The sequence below is a fragment of the Winogradskyella psychrotolerans RS-3 genome (genome assembly GCF_000427335.1).
Classification (GTDB): domain Bacteria; phylum Bacteroidota; class Bacteroidia; order Flavobacteriales; family Flavobacteriaceae; genus Winogradskyella; species Winogradskyella psychrotolerans.
The window spans coordinates 39187-55761 of the sequence record NZ_ATMR01000094.1 but is presented as its reverse complement, the minus strand read 5'-3'; the positions used below and the strand labels follow the sequence as shown (position 1 = coordinate 55761).

At 32.6% G+C, this 16575-nt stretch carries 16 protein-coding genes; 8 read left to right on the top strand and 8 right to left on the bottom strand.

Annotated elements, in window-relative coordinates; all coding sequences use genetic code 11:
- The first annotated feature begins 31 nt into the window (after positions 1–31).
- The gene (locus ADIWIN_RS08060) at positions 32–1066 is read left to right on the top strand and encodes a flavin-containing monooxygenase (RefSeq protein ID WP_020898174.1); all 1035 of its coding nucleotides are present in this window, start codon (positions 32–34) and stop codon (positions 1064–1066) included.
- 117 nt (positions 1067–1183) lie between these two features.
- Here the strand turns inward: ADIWIN_RS08060 and ADIWIN_RS08055 are convergent, their stop codons facing one another.
- On the bottom strand, positions 1184–2722 hold the full coding sequence (locus tag ADIWIN_RS08055) for a glycine--tRNA ligase (protein ID WP_020898173.1): 1539 nt from the start codon (positions 2720–2722) through the stop codon (positions 1184–1186).
- Between the two features lie 77 nt (positions 2723–2799).
- Positions 2800–3684, bottom strand: a complete 885-nt coding sequence (locus ADIWIN_RS08050; RefSeq protein WP_020898172.1) for a DUF8428 domain-containing protein — start codon at positions 3682–3684, stop codon at positions 2800–2802.
- Positions 3685–3754: 70 nt separating this feature from the next.
- On the opposite strand from ADIWIN_RS08050, the gene ADIWIN_RS21850 reads away from it, so the two are divergent.
- The 3 genes from ADIWIN_RS21850 to ADIWIN_RS08040 all read left to right on the top strand — a co-directional run bounded on the left by ADIWIN_RS21850 (position 3755) and on the right by ADIWIN_RS08040 (position 6097).
- Positions 3755–3994, top strand: a complete 240-nt coding sequence (locus ADIWIN_RS21850) for a hypothetical protein (protein WP_020898171.1) — start codon at positions 3755–3757, stop codon at positions 3992–3994.
- A gap of 95 nt (positions 3995–4089) precedes the next feature.
- A complete protein-coding gene (locus tag ADIWIN_RS21845) occupies positions 4090–4431 on the top strand; it encodes a ComF family protein (RefSeq protein ID WP_316929646.1) in 342 nt (113 codons plus the stop codon).
- Positions 4432–4486: 55 nt separating this feature from the next.
- Complete coding sequence (locus ADIWIN_RS08040; protein ID WP_020898169.1) at positions 4487–6097, top strand: Ig-like domain-containing domain; 1611 nt, start codon at positions 4487–4489, stop codon at positions 6095–6097.
- Here the strand turns inward: ADIWIN_RS08040 and ADIWIN_RS08035 are convergent.
- The 4 genes from ADIWIN_RS08035 to ADIWIN_RS08020 all read right to left on the bottom strand — a co-directional run bounded on the left by ADIWIN_RS08035 (position 6081) and on the right by ADIWIN_RS08020 (position 9246).
- Complete coding sequence (locus ADIWIN_RS08035; RefSeq protein WP_020898168.1) at positions 6081–6863, bottom strand: amidohydrolase; 783 nt, start codon at positions 6861–6863, stop codon at positions 6081–6083. The genes ADIWIN_RS08040 and ADIWIN_RS08035 overlap by 17 nt on opposite strands.
- Positions 6864–6865: 2 nt before the next feature.
- Positions 6866–7492: a hypothetical protein gene (locus tag ADIWIN_RS08030; RefSeq protein WP_020898167.1), complete on the bottom strand. Its 627-nt coding sequence runs from the start codon at positions 7490–7492 to the stop codon at positions 6866–6868.
- Positions 7493–7498: 6 nt separating this feature from the next.
- Entirely contained in the window at positions 7499–8026 is a 528-nt protein-coding gene (locus ADIWIN_RS08025) for a hypothetical protein (protein WP_020898166.1), read from the bottom strand.
- Between the two features lie 77 nt (positions 8027–8103).
- On the bottom strand, positions 8104–9246 hold the full coding sequence (locus tag ADIWIN_RS08020; RefSeq protein ID WP_020898165.1) for a methionine aminotransferase: 1143 nt from the start codon (positions 9244–9246) through the stop codon (positions 8104–8106).
- Between the two features lie 155 nt (positions 9247–9401).
- Between ADIWIN_RS08020 and ADIWIN_RS08015 the strand changes: the two genes are divergently transcribed.
- Entirely contained in the window at positions 9402–11531 is a 2130-nt protein-coding gene (locus ADIWIN_RS08015; protein ID WP_020898164.1) for a S46 family peptidase, read from the top strand.
- 136 nt (positions 11532–11667) lie between these two features.
- Entirely contained in the window at positions 11668–12720 is a 1053-nt protein-coding gene (locus tag ADIWIN_RS08010) for a hypothetical protein (protein ID WP_020898163.1), read from the top strand.
- Positions 12721–13223: 503 nt separating this feature from the next.
- Here the strand turns inward: ADIWIN_RS08010 and ADIWIN_RS08005 are convergent.
- Positions 13224–13523 carry a hypothetical protein gene (locus tag ADIWIN_RS08005; protein WP_020898161.1) on the bottom strand — a complete coding sequence of 100 codons (300 nt, stop codon included), beginning with the start codon at positions 13521–13523 and terminating at the stop codon, positions 13224–13226.
- A gap of 235 nt (positions 13524–13758) precedes the next feature.
- A complete protein-coding gene (gene ahcY / locus ADIWIN_RS08000; RefSeq protein WP_020898160.1) occupies positions 13759–15075 on the bottom strand; it encodes an adenosylhomocysteinase in 1317 nt (438 codons plus the stop codon).
- Positions 15076–15205: 130 nt separating this feature from the next.
- Here ahcY and ADIWIN_RS07995 point away from each other — a divergent pair, with 130 nt between their 5' ends.
- Together ADIWIN_RS07995 and ADIWIN_RS07990 are read left to right on the top strand one after the other, a co-directional pair.
- Entirely contained in the window at positions 15206–15832 is a 627-nt protein-coding gene (locus ADIWIN_RS07995; protein WP_020898159.1) for a 4'-phosphopantetheinyl transferase family protein, read from the top strand.
- A complete protein-coding gene (locus ADIWIN_RS07990) occupies positions 15832–16575 on the top strand; it encodes a phosphoglycerol geranylgeranyltransferase (RefSeq protein WP_020898158.1) in 744 nt (247 codons plus the stop codon). The genes ADIWIN_RS07995 and ADIWIN_RS07990 overlap by 1 nt, the downstream gene beginning before the upstream one ends.

The following is a 16575-nucleotide window of genomic DNA, read 5'->3' as shown; positions in this document are numbered from 1 at the left end:
TATACTGCCAAAATAACAACAAAACACAGTAATGATAGACTTTGTAATAGTAGGCGCTGCACAAGCAGGTCTCTCTATGGCTTATTTTCTAAAACAAAATCAGAAAGATTTTTTAATAATTGACAGAGAAGACGAAATTGGAGCGTCTTGGCTTAATCGTTGGGATTCTTTAAAATTATTTACACCTACTGAGTTTAATCACTTAATAGGAATGCCATTTCCTGCGCCAAAAGGTCATTATCCAGATAAATATGAAGTAGCAGCCTATTTTAAAACGTATGTAGACAAATTTGATTTTCCAGTGCAATTAAACACTCTGGCGCAACATATTGAAAAAAAGGACACTCATTTTATCATAAAAACGAATCAACAAGAAATTACCTGTAAGCATGTTATTATAGCTACGGGACCATTTCATATTCCATACACCCCAAAGTTTCACAACAAGCTTTCGGATAGCATCTATCAGGTACATAGTAATTATTACAAAAACTCGGATCAATTACAAAAAGGGTCTACTTTAGTTGTAGGTGGTGGAGATAGCGGATTTCAAATTTTGGATGAGATATCTAGAAATACTTCAGAAACCACTTATTTTTCGGGTAGTACAGATATTAGAACACTACCTCAAGAATTTTTAGGTAAAACATTATGGTGGTGGTTTACAAAAACAGGATTTTTAAGTTTTAGTAAAAACTCATGGATCGGAAAAAAAATTAATCAATCCAAGCAACCTATCATTGGGACGGACGTAAAAACGATTATAAAGCGCGCTAATATAACGCTTGTAGGTCATACCATAGACGCTGAGTTAAACACCATAAAAACCGCAACAGCAGAACTTACTGATATTAAAAATATTGTTTGGGCTACTGGGTACAAACCCAATTTTAATTGGATAGACAACTTAGAGCTTACTGACGATGGCTACCCAAAACATAGTAGAGGGATTAGCACCACAGAAGGACTTTATTTTATTGGATTACCATGGTTGCACACAAGAGGTTCTGCTACATTGGGAGGTATAAAAAAAGATGCTGCTTATTTAGCTAATAAAATTTTATAGTGATAACTATTTGGGTGTTTGCCTAATTAAATCCTTTAGAAAATAAAAAACACCCAAACTTTAAAAGCTTGGGTGTTTTAATTTATATAAGATTCCTGCTTTCACAAGAATTTGTAATTACATCTTCATTAGCCAATGCTTCACATCAACTTCTGCTTTAATAATTTCTTTTAAATCTTCAATTTTTACTCGTTTTTGATCCATAGTGTCTCTATGACGAATGGTTACGGTGTTGTCTTCTAAAGTATCATGATCTACTGTGATACAAAATGGCGTTCCGTTGGCATCTTGCCTTCTGTAACGTCTACCAACCGTATCCTTTTCTTCATAAGCAACATTGAAATCCCACTTTAAATCCTCAACAATCTTTTTTGCAACCTCAGGTAAACCATCTTTTGCCAATAAAGGAAATATAGCAGCTTTAACAGGAGCTAACACGGCTGGAAGTTTTAAAACAGTACGTGTTTTACCATCTTCTAATTCTTCTTCAACTAAAGCATTTGAGAAAACAGCTAAAAACATACGATCTAAACCAATAGAGGTTTCAAGAACGTAAGGTGTATAGCTTTCGTTATCTTCATGGTCAAAATATTGTAGTTTCTTACCAGAAAACTCTTCATGTTGTTTTAAGTCGAAATCTGTACGCGAGTGAATTCCTTCCAATTCTTTAAATCCAAATGGAAATTTGAATTCGATATCTGTAGCAGCATCAGCGTAATGCGCTAATTTTTCATGATCGTGGAAACGGTAATTTTCTTCTCCCATTCCAAGAGAAAGATGCCACTTCATTCGTGTTTCTTTCCAATGCTCAAACCATTTTTTCTGTGTGCCTGGTTTTATGAAAAATTGCATTTCCATTTGTTCAAACTCACGCATTCTAAAGATAAACTGTCTCGCAACAATTTCGTTTCTAAATGCTTTTCCTGTTTGTGCAATTCCGAAAGGAATTTTTAAACGTCCTGTTTTCTGAACATTTAAAAAGTTAACAAAAATACCTTGAGCTGTTTCTGGACGTAAATACAAGTCCATCGCCGTTTCTGTAGACGCACCAAGTTTAGTTCCAAACATTAAGTTAAACTGCTTAACGTCTGTCCAATTACGACTTCCTGCTACAGGACAAGCAATTTCTAATTCTTCGATTAATGCTTTTACGTCTGCTAAATCTTCTTTTTCTAAAGATTGACCTAAACGTTTTAAAATAGAATCGATTTTTTCTTGGTACCCAACAACACGTCCGTTAGTAGAAATAAATTCTTCTTTATTAAAAGATTCTCCAAAGCGTTTTTCCGCTTTTTTAACTTCCTTTTCAATTTTAGCTTCAATTTTTAAACAATAATCTTCTACTAAAACATCTGCTCTATAGCGTTTTTTAGAATCCTTATTATCAATTAAAGGATCGCTAAAAGCATCGACGTGGCCAGAAGCCTTCCATGTGGTTGGATGCATAAATATTGCAGCATCAATCCCTACAATATTATCGTGCATTTGTACCATGGCTTTCCACCAATAGTCTCTGATATTTTTCTTTAATTCTGCTCCATTTTGAGCATAATCATAAACTGCGCTTAGTCCATCATAGATTTCACTACTCTGAAACACGTAACCATACTCCTTTGCGTGAGAGATTACTTTTTTAAATTGATCTTCGTTTGCCATAATGTTGCAAAAATAGAAAACCGCTCTGATTAACAGAACGGTTTTACAAAAATTATATGGTTATTTATAAGTATTATCTATTTTAAGTTTAAACTTGTACTACCTAACTTTGTGTTTTGATGAAAAACATTAATAAAGTAGCTACCTTTTAAAAAGGGTTGATCCTCATCATCAGCAACTATAGCTGTACATATTTCTAAGTTTTCATTCTCGTAATTTACAACTTCTTTAAAGCTGTAGTTTAATGAGGTATCACCAAAAAATATTTCGCCTTTATCTGATACAACATTGCCTTGTGGACTCACAATTTGTATGTAAATATCTTTTTCTCCATCTAATGCCAGTGGATTTTCATTTAACGTAATGCATACGTCAATGGCATTGGTACGTTTTGCACGATCCGTAAATCGTTTTTTACCCGACTTTAATTTATACGATTGCGCATTAATATGACTAGCTTTTAATACCGCAGCATTGTCAATGGTTTTATACAACGAGTCGTTAACTTCCTCTAAACCATTAATTTTTAAGGTATTATTTTTTATCGTATTTAAAGCATAACGTTTTTCATTCTGTAATTTTTTATTCGCAGAATTTAGAGAATCCATAGTACTTAGCAGTACTTTATTTCTCGATTTGAAAACTATAAGTTGATCTTTAAACTTAGTGATAATTGATAAATCACTATTTAATAATTTTAAAGAATCCAAAGCATTACTAGCTTCAAGTTTTGCTTCTTCAAGTTGAGAAGTCATAAAATTATAGTCTTGACTTAGTTCGTCATAACTTGATAATAATTCTGATAGCTCTGTTTCTATCAAAATTTTTTCTTGTTTTAAGAAGTCTTCGTAAGATTCAATGGATTTATATTTATTAAAGCTATATATTCCTAAAACAGTTAAAACAACTAATAAAGAACTAATAATCAATCTATAATTAAATAGCTGAGGGTTAACTATCATTATTATTTTTATTAATTTAAGGCGAAACTAGAGTTAATTGAAGTCTAATTTTATTTTAATCGACTAAGTGATGAAAAACTTGTTAAACTTGTTCTTTCCTAAGGTTTGCGAAGCGTGTAATAATGTTTTGGCTGATAATGAAATTGTATTATGTACCTCTTGCAGACACCATTTACCAGTTACCAACTTCCATTTTGATAATGCGGAAGACGTAAAAAAGGTAGTTTATGGACGTGTAAAACTCGAAAATGCAACGGCCTTATTGCATTTTTCAAAAAAGGAATCGTACAGCAAATACTTCATAATTTAAAATATAGAGGTCATGAGGATATCGGAGAATTCTTTGGCAACTGGTTTGGTGCAGAATTAGCAACTATTGAGGCTTACAAAAACATCGACGTTGTTGTGCCAGTACCCTTATATAAATCTAAGTTGAGAAAGCGTGGCTATAATCAGGTGGCAAAGTTTGGAAAAGCCATTGCAAATGCACTAAACGCAGAGTATAATGACACCGTTTTAATAAAAACAAAATCGTCTAAAACACAAGTATTTAAAGGCCGCTTAACACGTTGGAATGACGATGGTGCATTATTTGGTATTTCTGAAAATAAATCTTTAACCGGAAAACATATTTTGCTAGTAGATGATATCATTACAACAGGTGCAACGGTTGAAGCTTGTGCTACAGTTTTGTTAAAAATTGATAATATTAAGTTAAGTCTTGCTACTATGGCAATTGCAGATTAATTTTTCGTTTCTAAATAAATTATATTGTTTCTTTGTGCTAAATTATTTTGAATAGATGCGTTTACCTTTAATGCGAATTTTAATTCTGATTTTAATTGCAATTAGTATAGCTAGTTGCGCCAATCGTGGTACTCCTACAGGTGGAGAAAAGGATATTTTACCACCAGAAATAACAAAATCTGTACCAGCGAATTTCTCGACTAACTTTAAAGGTGACGAAATAAGAATTTATTTTAATGAATACATCAAAATAAAAGACCTTAGAAAACAACTTATTGTTTCTCCTCCAATGGACACAGATCCAATTGTGACACCCATGAGTGGAGCTAGTGATTACATTACAATTAAAATAGTTGATACTTTAGAAGCCAACACAACCTATGCCTTTAATTTTGGAGAAAGTATTGTAGACAACAACGAAGAAAACCCTTATCCTTATTACCGCTATGTATTTTCTACAGGAAACATTATCGATTCATTGTCTGTAAAAGGTTATGTTGTAGATGCTCTAAAAGAAGAACCAGATACATTTATTTCGGTGATGTTGTATGAGGTAGATTCTACTTATACAGATTCTATTATTTATAAACAAAAACCAAGATATATTACCAATACACTTGATAGCCTTACAAGTTTTAACATTGAAAACATTAAAGCAGGAACCTATAAACTGATTGCATTAAAGGATAAGAACTCAAATTACATGTTCAATCAGAAAAACGATAAAATAGGTTTTAAAGAAGGCTTTATTACAGTACCAGCGGATGACTCTTACAAACTCAATCTTTTTAACGAAAAAGTAAATTACAAAGCGGTTAAACCTTCACAAGATGGTGAAACACGAATTATTTTCCCGTATGAAGGTGATTATGAATCCATGCGAATCGAAGTGCTCGGCGATACACCTGAAGATTATAAAACCCGAATTGTAAAAGATCCGAAAACAGATACATTATACTATTGGTACAAACCAAAATTTGAAATTGACACGACATTTTTTATCGTTAAGAACGATAAGCAAATTGACACCTTTAAACATCGTTTTAGAACTATAAAAGGAGATTCTTTAAGTATAAAACCGTCTCTACAAGGAACATTACATTTTAATGAGGATTTTACTATTGAAGCTAATATTCCATTAACTAAAATTGACACGACAAAGATTAAAATTATAGACAAAGATTCTTTAGCTGTGCCTTTAAAAGTGGAATATGATTCTATTTTTAATAAGTATAAATTCCCTATAGATAAGCAAGAAGATCAGAAATACAACTTCACAATGCTTCCTGGCACATTTACTGATTTTTATGACAACACTAATATAGATACATTGACTTATTCTATTAGAACCAAAATGAAATCTGAGTATGGAAATATAAGAGTTAATATTAGAAATGCTAAATTCCCATTAATTGTGCAACTCGTTAATGAGAAAGGAGATGTATTGTATGAGCGTTATGCTAAAGATTCGCCTGTCGTAGATTTTAGAAATTTAGTCCCTAGAAAATACAAACTACGTGCTATTTATGACACTAATGAAAATGGAAAGTATGATACCGGTAATTTCTTATTAGGCATACAACCAGAACGTGTTAGTTACTCAGAACCCATAGAAGAGGTGCGCTCTAATTTTGACTTTGTAATTGATTTTATTCTGTCAGACTAAAGTGATCTCTATCGTTTAGAAAATTTAATTTTTCTCTATATTTTGTAATGAGATCTTTATCTAAAGTCACAATTTCTATAGCATCTTCATTTTCTAAAAAGTTGTCAATTCTAGTTCCTAAAACATCATACGCCACAGAATGACCGGAGTATTCATGGTTATTGCCATCTAATCCTACTCTATTCACACCAATGCAATAGGTCATGTTTTCTATAGCTCTAGCTTCTAGTAAAGCGTCCCAAGCTTTTATACGTACTTTAGGCCAATTGGCCACATATATTAAAAGATCGTAATCTTCAACATTTCTAGCCCAAACAGGGAAACGTAGGTCATAACAAACCAACGGACAAATTTTCCAACCTTTATAGTTAAACATCACTTTTTCAGTTCCGGCTGTATAAACGTTGTGTTCGCCTGCTAATGTAAAGGTATGGCGTTTATCGTAGGTTGTAATTGCACCGGACGGATCCACACAAACCATACGATTATAGAATTTGTTATTTTCAGAAATCACAAGACTTCCCATAATAGCGGCCTCTTTTTCTTTGGCTAATTGTGTTAACCAAATTATGGTGTCTCCAGTCATAGTTTCAGCGACCAATGCAGGGTTCATGGTGAAACCAGAGGTAAACATTTCTGGTAAAACAATAAGATCAACACCTTTTGTAATGGTGTTGATCTTTTCATTTAGTAAACGTCGATTTTCTTTGGGGTTTTCCCAAACCAAAGACGTTTGTATTAAGGCTACGTTTAAAACGTTAGACATAGTTATATTTTTCGTTTTGCCTTTTGTACTTTTTCAGTAAGCTTTGCTAACTTATCTAGCCACTTACTTTCATCAACAGGTGACAATTTACCTTTTCTTTTTAACTTCTCATATTTCTGCTGAGACTTGTTTAATTTATCTTCAGCTTTTTGCAAGTTAGATTCTAGCTTTACTTGTTTTCCCAATGCCTTCTCCGCCTTTTTTTGAGCTTTTTCTGCTTTCTTCTGTGCTTTTTCTGCTTTTTCCTTTTCTTTCTCTAACTTTTTGGCAGCATCATCTGTTTTCTTTATCGCCTTTTCTTCTTCTTTTTTAAGCTTTGCAGCTGCTTTTTCAGATTTCACTGCTTCCGCCTTTACGGTTTCGGCTTCTAATTTTGCCTTCGCTTCAACTTCTTTAACTTTGGCTGCTTCCAATTTAGCTGCGGCCTCCATTTTCACTTTTTCTGCAATTGCAGCAGCTTCCTTAAAAATAATAGCTTTTTCTTCTAAACTCAAAGTAGTTGTCACATCTTTTCCTTCTAAAAAGATTTTCTCACTTTTAACCTCATAGATTTTCCCTTCTTTGGTTACTTCTTGCGCGTTTAAAAACAGCACAAACACTAGGCCAACACAAGTTAATATATATTTCATAATTTTTTATTTATTTAAGTTATTCATTTTTTCTTTTGCTTCTTCAAGCTCTTCTTTTAAATCGTTTAATTTTTCGGACCATTCGTCCTCTTCATTTGGTGATAGTTTCCCTTTTTTCTTTAGCTTTTCATATTTCTTTTGTTGTTTTTCTAACCGTTTCTTTGCCTTTAAAAAATCATCACGAGCATCTTCTTTTGCTTCTAACTTTTCTTTTAATGCTTCTTGCTGTTCTTCAAGCTCATCTTGTTTCTCTTCTACAGCTTCTTCTCGTTCTTTTAACGCTTTCTGTTCCGCTTTAAGATCCTCTTCTAGCGCTTCTGCTTCTGCTTTCGCTTTTCTATTTGCTTTTAGAGTCGATTCAATTTCAGATTTACGCTCTTCTGTCAATGTTTCTGTAATATCGGTTCCATTGTTTTTAATAGAATTTCCTTTTATCTCATAGACGTTTCCGTCCTCAGTAATAACACGTTCAGTGCTACCGCAAGACATCATTAAACCTATTAAAAAACAAATACTTACATATTGAAATTTCATACTTTATTTTATCTTTTGTTTCTATTAATAAGACACAACAGGGTAAATAAAGTCACCGTATTACGAAAGTTTTAACATTAAATGCTGTTCAAAATTTCAGCAGCTTTAACCAAAGTCTCATCTGTTTTCGCAAAACAAAATCGCAACACTTTATCGTCTTGATTGTTAGTATTAAATACCGAAAGTGGTATGGCTGCAATTTTAAACTCTTTTGTTAATCGTTTTGCAAAATCCACATCCGATTCATTTGTTATTTCAGAATAATCCAACACCTGAAAATAAGTGCCTTGTGACGGTTGAAATTTAAATCTCGATTCTGAAATTAAACTCAAAAACAAATCGCGCTTACGCTGAAAAAAAGTATTTAATCCAAGATATGTTTCTACATCTTGCATATAATCTGCAATACCTTTTTGAGAAGGATGGTGGACCGAAAACACATTAAACTGATGCACTTTTCTAAATTCTACCATTAACGCTTCTGGCGCACAACAATAGCCAATTTTCCATCCTGTGTTATGAAATGTCTTTCCGAAGGAAGCGCATATAAAACTGCGTTGTTTTAAATCTTCAAATAAACACGCGCTTTGATGTTGTGCGTCATCAAACACAATATGTTCGTAAACCTCATCACTCAATATAATAATATCGGTATTTATGGTTAATTTTTGAAGTTGAAGCATATCATTCTTAGACCAAATGGTACCACTTGGATTATGAGGTGAATTGATAATAATCATCTTTGTTTGAGACGAGATTTTTGAAGCCACCTCCTCCCAATTCACGCTATAATTTGGAGCAGATAGTTGAACAGGTATTGTTTTCCCTCCGTTAATTTCAACCGCTGGCTCGTAACAATCGTAAGCGGGCTTAAACATAATCACCTCATCATTTGGTCTTATAAAAGCTAAAATAATTGTATAAATAGCTTGGGTTGCTCCTGCTGTAACTGTGATTTCTTTTTCAGGATGATAGGTGCTTTTATAGAGTAATTGATATTTGTGAGCAATCGCTAAACGCAACTCTAAATTACCAGCCATTGGCGCATATTGATTATACCCATTATTCATGGCATTCGTAACCAAATCATTCAACTTTTGAGAACTTGGATAATTAGGAAAGCCTTGCGATAAATTGATGGCATGATGTTCTTTAGCCAAAGCACTCATTACAGTAAAAATGGTGGTGCCAACATTCGGTAATTTTGAGGTAATATTCATGGGTTTACAGGTGTTATTTTTAAACTGTTACATGTTGTTCGCTACTAGCAAACTTTAACATGCTCGTTTCATAAAAAAGAAGTCTTTATCCACTAAAACATTAAAGATATAAAACAAGCTTTTCTATCTTTACAAAAACTAATAAAATATTAACTATGCGCTTTTTAAAAATTCTTTTTCTTTTCGTTGTTTTTCAAGCTTCTGCCCAACAAGGTGGTATGTGGATTCCTTCACTTTTAGAAGGTATGAACGAAGATGAAATGCAAAGTTTGGGCAGTAAATTAACCGCTCAAGATATTTACGATGTCAATAATTCTAGTTTAAAAGATGCTATTGGTCATTTTAATGGTGGTTGTACTAGTGAAGTGATTTCAGACCAAGGTTTAGTACTGACCAATCACCATTGTGGTTACAGTCAGATTCAATCCCATTCGTCTTTAGAAAACGATTATTTAAAGGATGGTTTTTGGGCCATGAATTTAGATGAAGAATTACCAAACGAAGGTTTATTTATTGAATTTATAGTAAGTATTCACGATGTTTCAGATGTTGTTTTAAAAGGTATTACGGATACTATGACGGAAACTGAAAAGCAATCTCTAATTTCTAAAAACAGTAATGCAGCACTAAAAATTTGGCCAAAAGAATCGTGGCAAGATGTAAAAACAAAAGCCTTTTATGAGGGGAATCAGTACTTCCTATTTGTAACTGAACGTTTTGATGATATCCGTTTGGTGGGAACACCTCCAACTAGTATTGGTAAATTTGGAAGCGATACAGACAACTGGGTTTTCCCTAGACATACTGGTGATTTTTCGTTATTCAGAATTTATGCAGATGCTAATAATCGTCCGGCAAAATACAGCAAAGACAACAAACCTTACAAGCCAAAACATTTTCTTCCGATCTCTTTAGATGGTGTTGAAGAAGGTGATTTTACTATGGTTTTTGGTTTTCCAGGAACGACTAGCGAATATTTACCAGCTGTTGCGATAGAACATATCACAAAAGATTACAACCCTACGAACATTGCGATTCGTGAAGCGGCTTTAAAAGTCATTGATCAAAAAATGAAAGAAAGTGACGAAGTTAGAATCAAATACGCCTCTAAACAAGCACGAATTGCTAACTCTTGGAAACGATGGATTGGTGAAAATTTAGGAATCGAAAAAAGTAATGCCGTTGAAAAACGTCGCGAATTTGAAGCCACATTCACCAAGGCCTTAAAAGAAAAAGGACTTGAAGATAAATACGGAAACATTCTTCCAGAATTTGACAGACTTTATAAAGATTTTGCACCTATAAATATTAAACGCAGAAACTTTATCGAAGTCTTTTTGACTACTAACGAACTTATGCAAATGACCTTTAGAGCGTACCAAGTGGAACAAGCTCTAGTTGCAAACCCAGAAAATCTTGAAAGAGGAAAAGAAGTTTTAACGGGCCAATTACAAGGCATTCATAAAAATTATGATGTGGACTTAGATAAAGGTGTGTATGAAAACGTAATGCCTTTATATGGAAAATCTGTAGATGCTACTATTTATGATAATACCGCCTTTACTAATTTAGAATCGGCATTACAATTATTAGAAGGTGATGCAGAAACAGTCATCAAAAACCTTAATAACGATGCTGCCTATGCCTATGCAAAACCTATAATTGCTGAGTTTTTTGACACGCTTAACCCTGAATACCTACAAAAAAACGAACCTATAACGGCTTTACAAACTAAGTATATGACGGCACTTATGGAAGCTTTACCTAATGAGCGTTATTTTCCGGATGCTAATAGTACACTTCGTGTTACTTACGGTCAAGTAAGAGGGTATTCTCCAAGAGATGCGGTGTATTACGAGCCCGTAAGTTATTTAGATGGTGTTATTGAAAAGTACATCCCTGGAGATTACGAATTTGATGTGCCTCAAAAATTAATTGAATTATACGAAGCTAAAGACTACGGACAATATGCTGACAGCAACGGAAAAGTACCTGTTTGCTTTTTAGGAACAAATCATACTACAGGTGGAAACTCTGGAAGTCCTGCAATTGATGCACATGGAAATTTAGTTGGATTGAATTTTGACCGTGTTTGGGAAGGGACTATGAGTGACATGAATTACGATCCTGAAATTTGCCGAAACATTATGGTAGATTTACGTTATGTTCTTTTTATTGTCGATAAATATGCTGGAGCAAAACATCTGATTGATGAGATGGAATTGGTGCATCCTAAAACCGATAGTTCTAAGAAAAAGAAGAGAAGAAAGCGTAAAAAGAAGTAAGCAGTATTATAGTATTCAGTTGGCAGTAGCCAGTATATAAAAAAAGTCCTCGCAAGTTATTAGAACTCGCGAGGGCTTTTTTATGTATTTTTATAAAATACTACACTATAAAATTAAGTTTCGACGTTTTATAATTATGAAAAAAGTACTACTATATTTCTTCTTATTTTGCTTTTGTATAAGTTCTTCACAGAGTATTTACGATGAATGGAATGTTCCAAATGGAAAGTACTCAAAGGGTTTTAACCATAAAAACTATTATTCTTTAGTTGGTGATGTAAAAGAAGTAGAGATTATTAGTGAAACAAATTTTAATGTAGATTCCACTAATAAGATTATATCATCTAAGCATAAAAGAGAATTTAATCGTAATGGTTATCTATTAAAAGAATATTGGGTTCAAAATGATAATTCACTATTTCTAGAAGAGGAAAACATTTTCGATGCTAAAGATAATCTAATATTAAAATCTCAATATGCAAAACGATGGAAAAGAACTAAAGATAGTGTTATATCTACTAATGAAGTAAATAGCTATCAAGAAAAATACACTTATAATTCTGAAAATAAATTACTCACTAAGTATCAAAAAACAAATAAACAGAAAGCATTTTACATTGCGGAAAGGTATTCATATAGAAATGGAAAACTATTAAGAAAGGAAAATCTAAATAATCATATTGAGACAAGTATCTATAGTTTTGCAATGTGCAAAGGGGATGGGTATTCTTTAAATGATTTTGTTACAGAATATAAATATAATAAAAATGGATACTTAATAAATACTAAAAAATACATTGATACATTACAATCAATACGCTATCGAGACACTGTAGTAAGTGTAAATCTACGAGATACAATAATTAAAAATTGGAAGTCTTCAATCCCTATAATTAGAGAGAATCACAATCAAGATTTTTCCAATTTTATTCTAGAATATGAAGACCAATTTCAATATGATAAACAAAATAGAATGATTTCGGAAAAAACCATAAATCATTATAATTATTATTACCATTCTGATGGTGAAGTTATTTATAAATATTTTGGAACCAAAAAACAGAAAATCATAAGAAAACCAAAAAATGGTTTTGAAAGTGCTAAACTAAACCAATACATAATTATTAAGAAAGATACATTATTGCATAAAACATGGTATTTTAATAAAAAAGATGGAGGAAAAAATTAAGCACTGAATTTCTATACAACTTAGATGGAAGCTTTAAGAAAAACTCTTATAGTAATAATGAAATTAGTAGAGTACAATTTTATAATAATAAAAAACATTTAATTGAAGAAATAGATTTAATAAACAATACATCAAGACAAATAAATTACAAGTATGATAACAACGATAATTTTATTGAAAAAATAACTTTACAAAATGGAGTAATCAAAGAGAAAATTACAAAAAAAATAAGTTATTATTAAATTTCTAAAGTAAAATCACTCTATTTAAAGTACTTACGTCACTTCGAGTGAAATTGCCTTTTCTGCAATTTTGTATCGATAATGGATAAAAATAATAAACTAATTACTTCAATATACTCTTCACAATTTTTAAATGGTGATTGGTATGTGCATCCAAGAACTGCACAACTCTATATTTATTTATATTACCAAATAAAGGATGCTTAAAATAAGCATTGTCGTCTAAACTAGATATCGTTGTTATCTTCGCTCTCGCTTCTGTTAATTGCAATATAATATAACTTCAGATGGTGTCACATATTTTGGTGCTTTCGCTTTTCCCCTTGGAAAGAATCTAAACTTTAATAACAACTTACCTATAAAACTAAAATTATCCTTATACAAAGCTGGATCTGAATTCTGCATTGTTGTCACCACAGCGTTAATCACTTTTAAGCTATGATCTAAATGCCAAGCGACATTAGCTTTTGAAACATTAGTATTTAGAATTTCACGTTGTGGAATATAACCTTCAATTTGGTTTAATGCATTATGTAAAACTGTAATATCTAACTTTTTCATTTAAATTTATTTTGTTGAAAGGTAATTAAAATGAATCTGGCTAAAAAGTTTGTTTTGTCATTTGCACTAACGATTGAAACGGCATCCTTTTTTGAGGCACGAGAAAAAGATATAGTGAAAAGCGTGGTTTAATTTGGTGCTAAAAACCAAATTAAAATTGCCCAAATAAAAAAAATCCCAAACATTGGTGCTTGGGATTTTTATAGTATGAGATTCCTGCTTTTGCAGGAATTTGTTAGTATCTGTAATGCTCAGGCTTATAAGGCCCTTCAACTTTTACACCAATATAATCAGCTTGGTATTCTGCTAATTCAGTTAGCTCAACACCAATTTTTTCTAAATGTAATTTCGCTACTTTTTCATCTAAGTACTTTGGTAACATATATACATCGTTTTTATACGCTGCACTATTTTTCCAAAGTTCAATCTGCGCTAAAGTCTGGTTTGTAAATGAATTACTCATTACAAAACTAGGATGACCAGTTGCACAACCTAAGTTTACTAAACGTCCTTCGGCAAGTAAAATAATATCTTTTCCGTTGATGTTATATTTGTCTACTTGAGGCTTAATAGTATCTTTAGTAGCACCATGCTTCTCGTTTAACCAACCTACTTGAATTTCGTTATCAAAGTGACCAATATTTGCTACAATTACTTTGTCTTTCATTGCTTCGAAATGCTCAGCACGTACAATATCTTTGTTTCCAGTTGTTGTGATAATAATATCAGAATTACCAACAACGGTTTCTAATTTCTTTACTTCAAAACCATCCATTGCAGCTTGTAAAGCACAAATCGGGTCAATTTCAGTAACAGTAACAATAGAACCTGCACCTTTAAAAGAAGCAGCTGTACCTTTACCAACATCACCATAACCACAAACAGTAACACGTTTACCAGCTAACATAATATCTGTTGCACGACGAATGGCATCTACTGCAGATTCTTTACAACCGTATTTATTATCGAACTTAGATTTTGTTACAGAATCATTCACGTTAATTGCTGGCATTGTTAATGTACCATTTTTAACACGTTCGTAAAGTCTGTGAACTCCAGTCGTTGTTTCTTCAGATAAACCTTTAATTCCTTCAGATAACTCTGGGTATTTATCTAAAACCATATTGGTTAAATCACCACCATCATCTAAAATCATGTTTAATGGCTTACGATCTTCACCAAAGAATAACGTTTGCTCTATACACCAATCAAATTCTTCTTCTGTTAATCCTTTCCATGCATAAACCGCAGTTCCTGCAGCAGCAATTGCAGCAGCAGCTTGATCTTGCGTAGAGAAAATATTACAAGAACTCCAAGTTACTTCAGCACCAAGAGCTTGTAAAGTTTCTATTAAAACTGCCGTTTGAATCGTCATGTGTAGACATCCAGCAATTCTTGCTCCTTTTAAAGGCTGCTCGTTTTTGTATTCTTCACGTAAACTCATTAAACCTGGCATTTCTGCTTCAGCTAAATTAATTTCTTTTCTTCCCCAAGCCGCAAGCGACATATCTTTTACCTTGTTAGGCACGTAAGCAACTGTTTTATTACTCATATTATTTTCTTTGTTTTTATATTTTAAACACCTTTGGGTTTAGCACTTAAATAGTTAAATTCGCTTATCTAAAAAATGCAAAATCTGCCTTAGGCGATGCAAAGATAATCAATAACATTCAGAATTCTAAATGCCACTATACAAATCCATTAGTATAAATTCACAAACTACTGTTAAAATCTGGAAGATTGAAGAATCTTATGATGCTCTATTTCAGCCTTTAAATCTAAAATCACAAAGCTTACAACGTGTGTTAGGCATGAAAAGTGAACTACATCAACGTGGTTTTTTAAGTGTTAGACATTTGCTACACGAGTTTGGTTATACAGACCAAGATTTGTATTATGACGACCATGGAAAACCGCACCTTAAAGACGGTAAACACATTTCTATTACGCATTCGTTTACATTTTCTGGTGTTATTGTTAGTGATAATGAAGTCGGAATTGATATTGAAAAGCAGCGTGAAAAAATAGAAGTCATAGCACATAAATTTGTCGATTATGAATATAATTATTTAAAATCTACAGACGAAGATTACATTAATAGACTTACCGTGATTTGGGGAATTAAAGAATCCCTTTATAAGCTTTTTGCCACTCCAGGCATGCTATTTAAAGAGCATTTTTTGGTCATTCCTTTTATGCTAAAAGATGGAGAAACTGTCGCTTGGATAGATTATGAAAACAAAAAGTACAGATATAACACTGCTTTTTTAGAATTTGAAGGCTTTACTTGTGCTTATGTGGTTCCGTAATGCATAGTATCTACCAAAATATAACCACTTCAAAGGCTAAAGGCGAAAAACTTTTAGCGGTTTTAATTGACCCTGATAAGATGAAACTCGAAACTGTTTCAAGTTTTATAGCTAAAGTCAACCAATCTATCGCTACACATATTTTTGTTGGAGGCAGTGAAGTTGATAACGGTTTAACTGAAACTTTGGTCATAGAAATAAAAAAACACACGGAGCTTCCTATAATATTGTTTCCTGGAGATGTTATTCAAATTACAGATGAAGCGAATGGCATTTTATTTTTATCTTTAATCTCTGGACGAAATCCTGATTATCTCATAGGCAAACAAGTGGAGGCCGTTTCAAAATTAACCAAGACCAATCTTGAAATTATTCCAACAGGCTATGTGCTAATAGAAAACGGAAAAGAAACCGCTGTACAACGTGTTAGTGAAACAAAACCGATTAAACGAAGTGATATTCAAATTATAAAAGACACCGCTAAAGCTGGCGAATTATTAGGAATGAAACTTATTTATCTCGAAGCTGGTAGCGGAGCCACACACCCTATTGAACCTCATATTATTTCAGAAGTTAAGCGTCAATTAAGTATCCCTTTAATTGTTGGTGGAGGTATTAAAACTAAAATAGCATTAGATTCCGCTTATAATGCTGGAGCCGATTTAGTTGTTATTGGAACTGCTTTTGAAGACGACGAGGCTTTTTTTGATGAATTGAAAAAACAAACGGTATTCAACGAATAA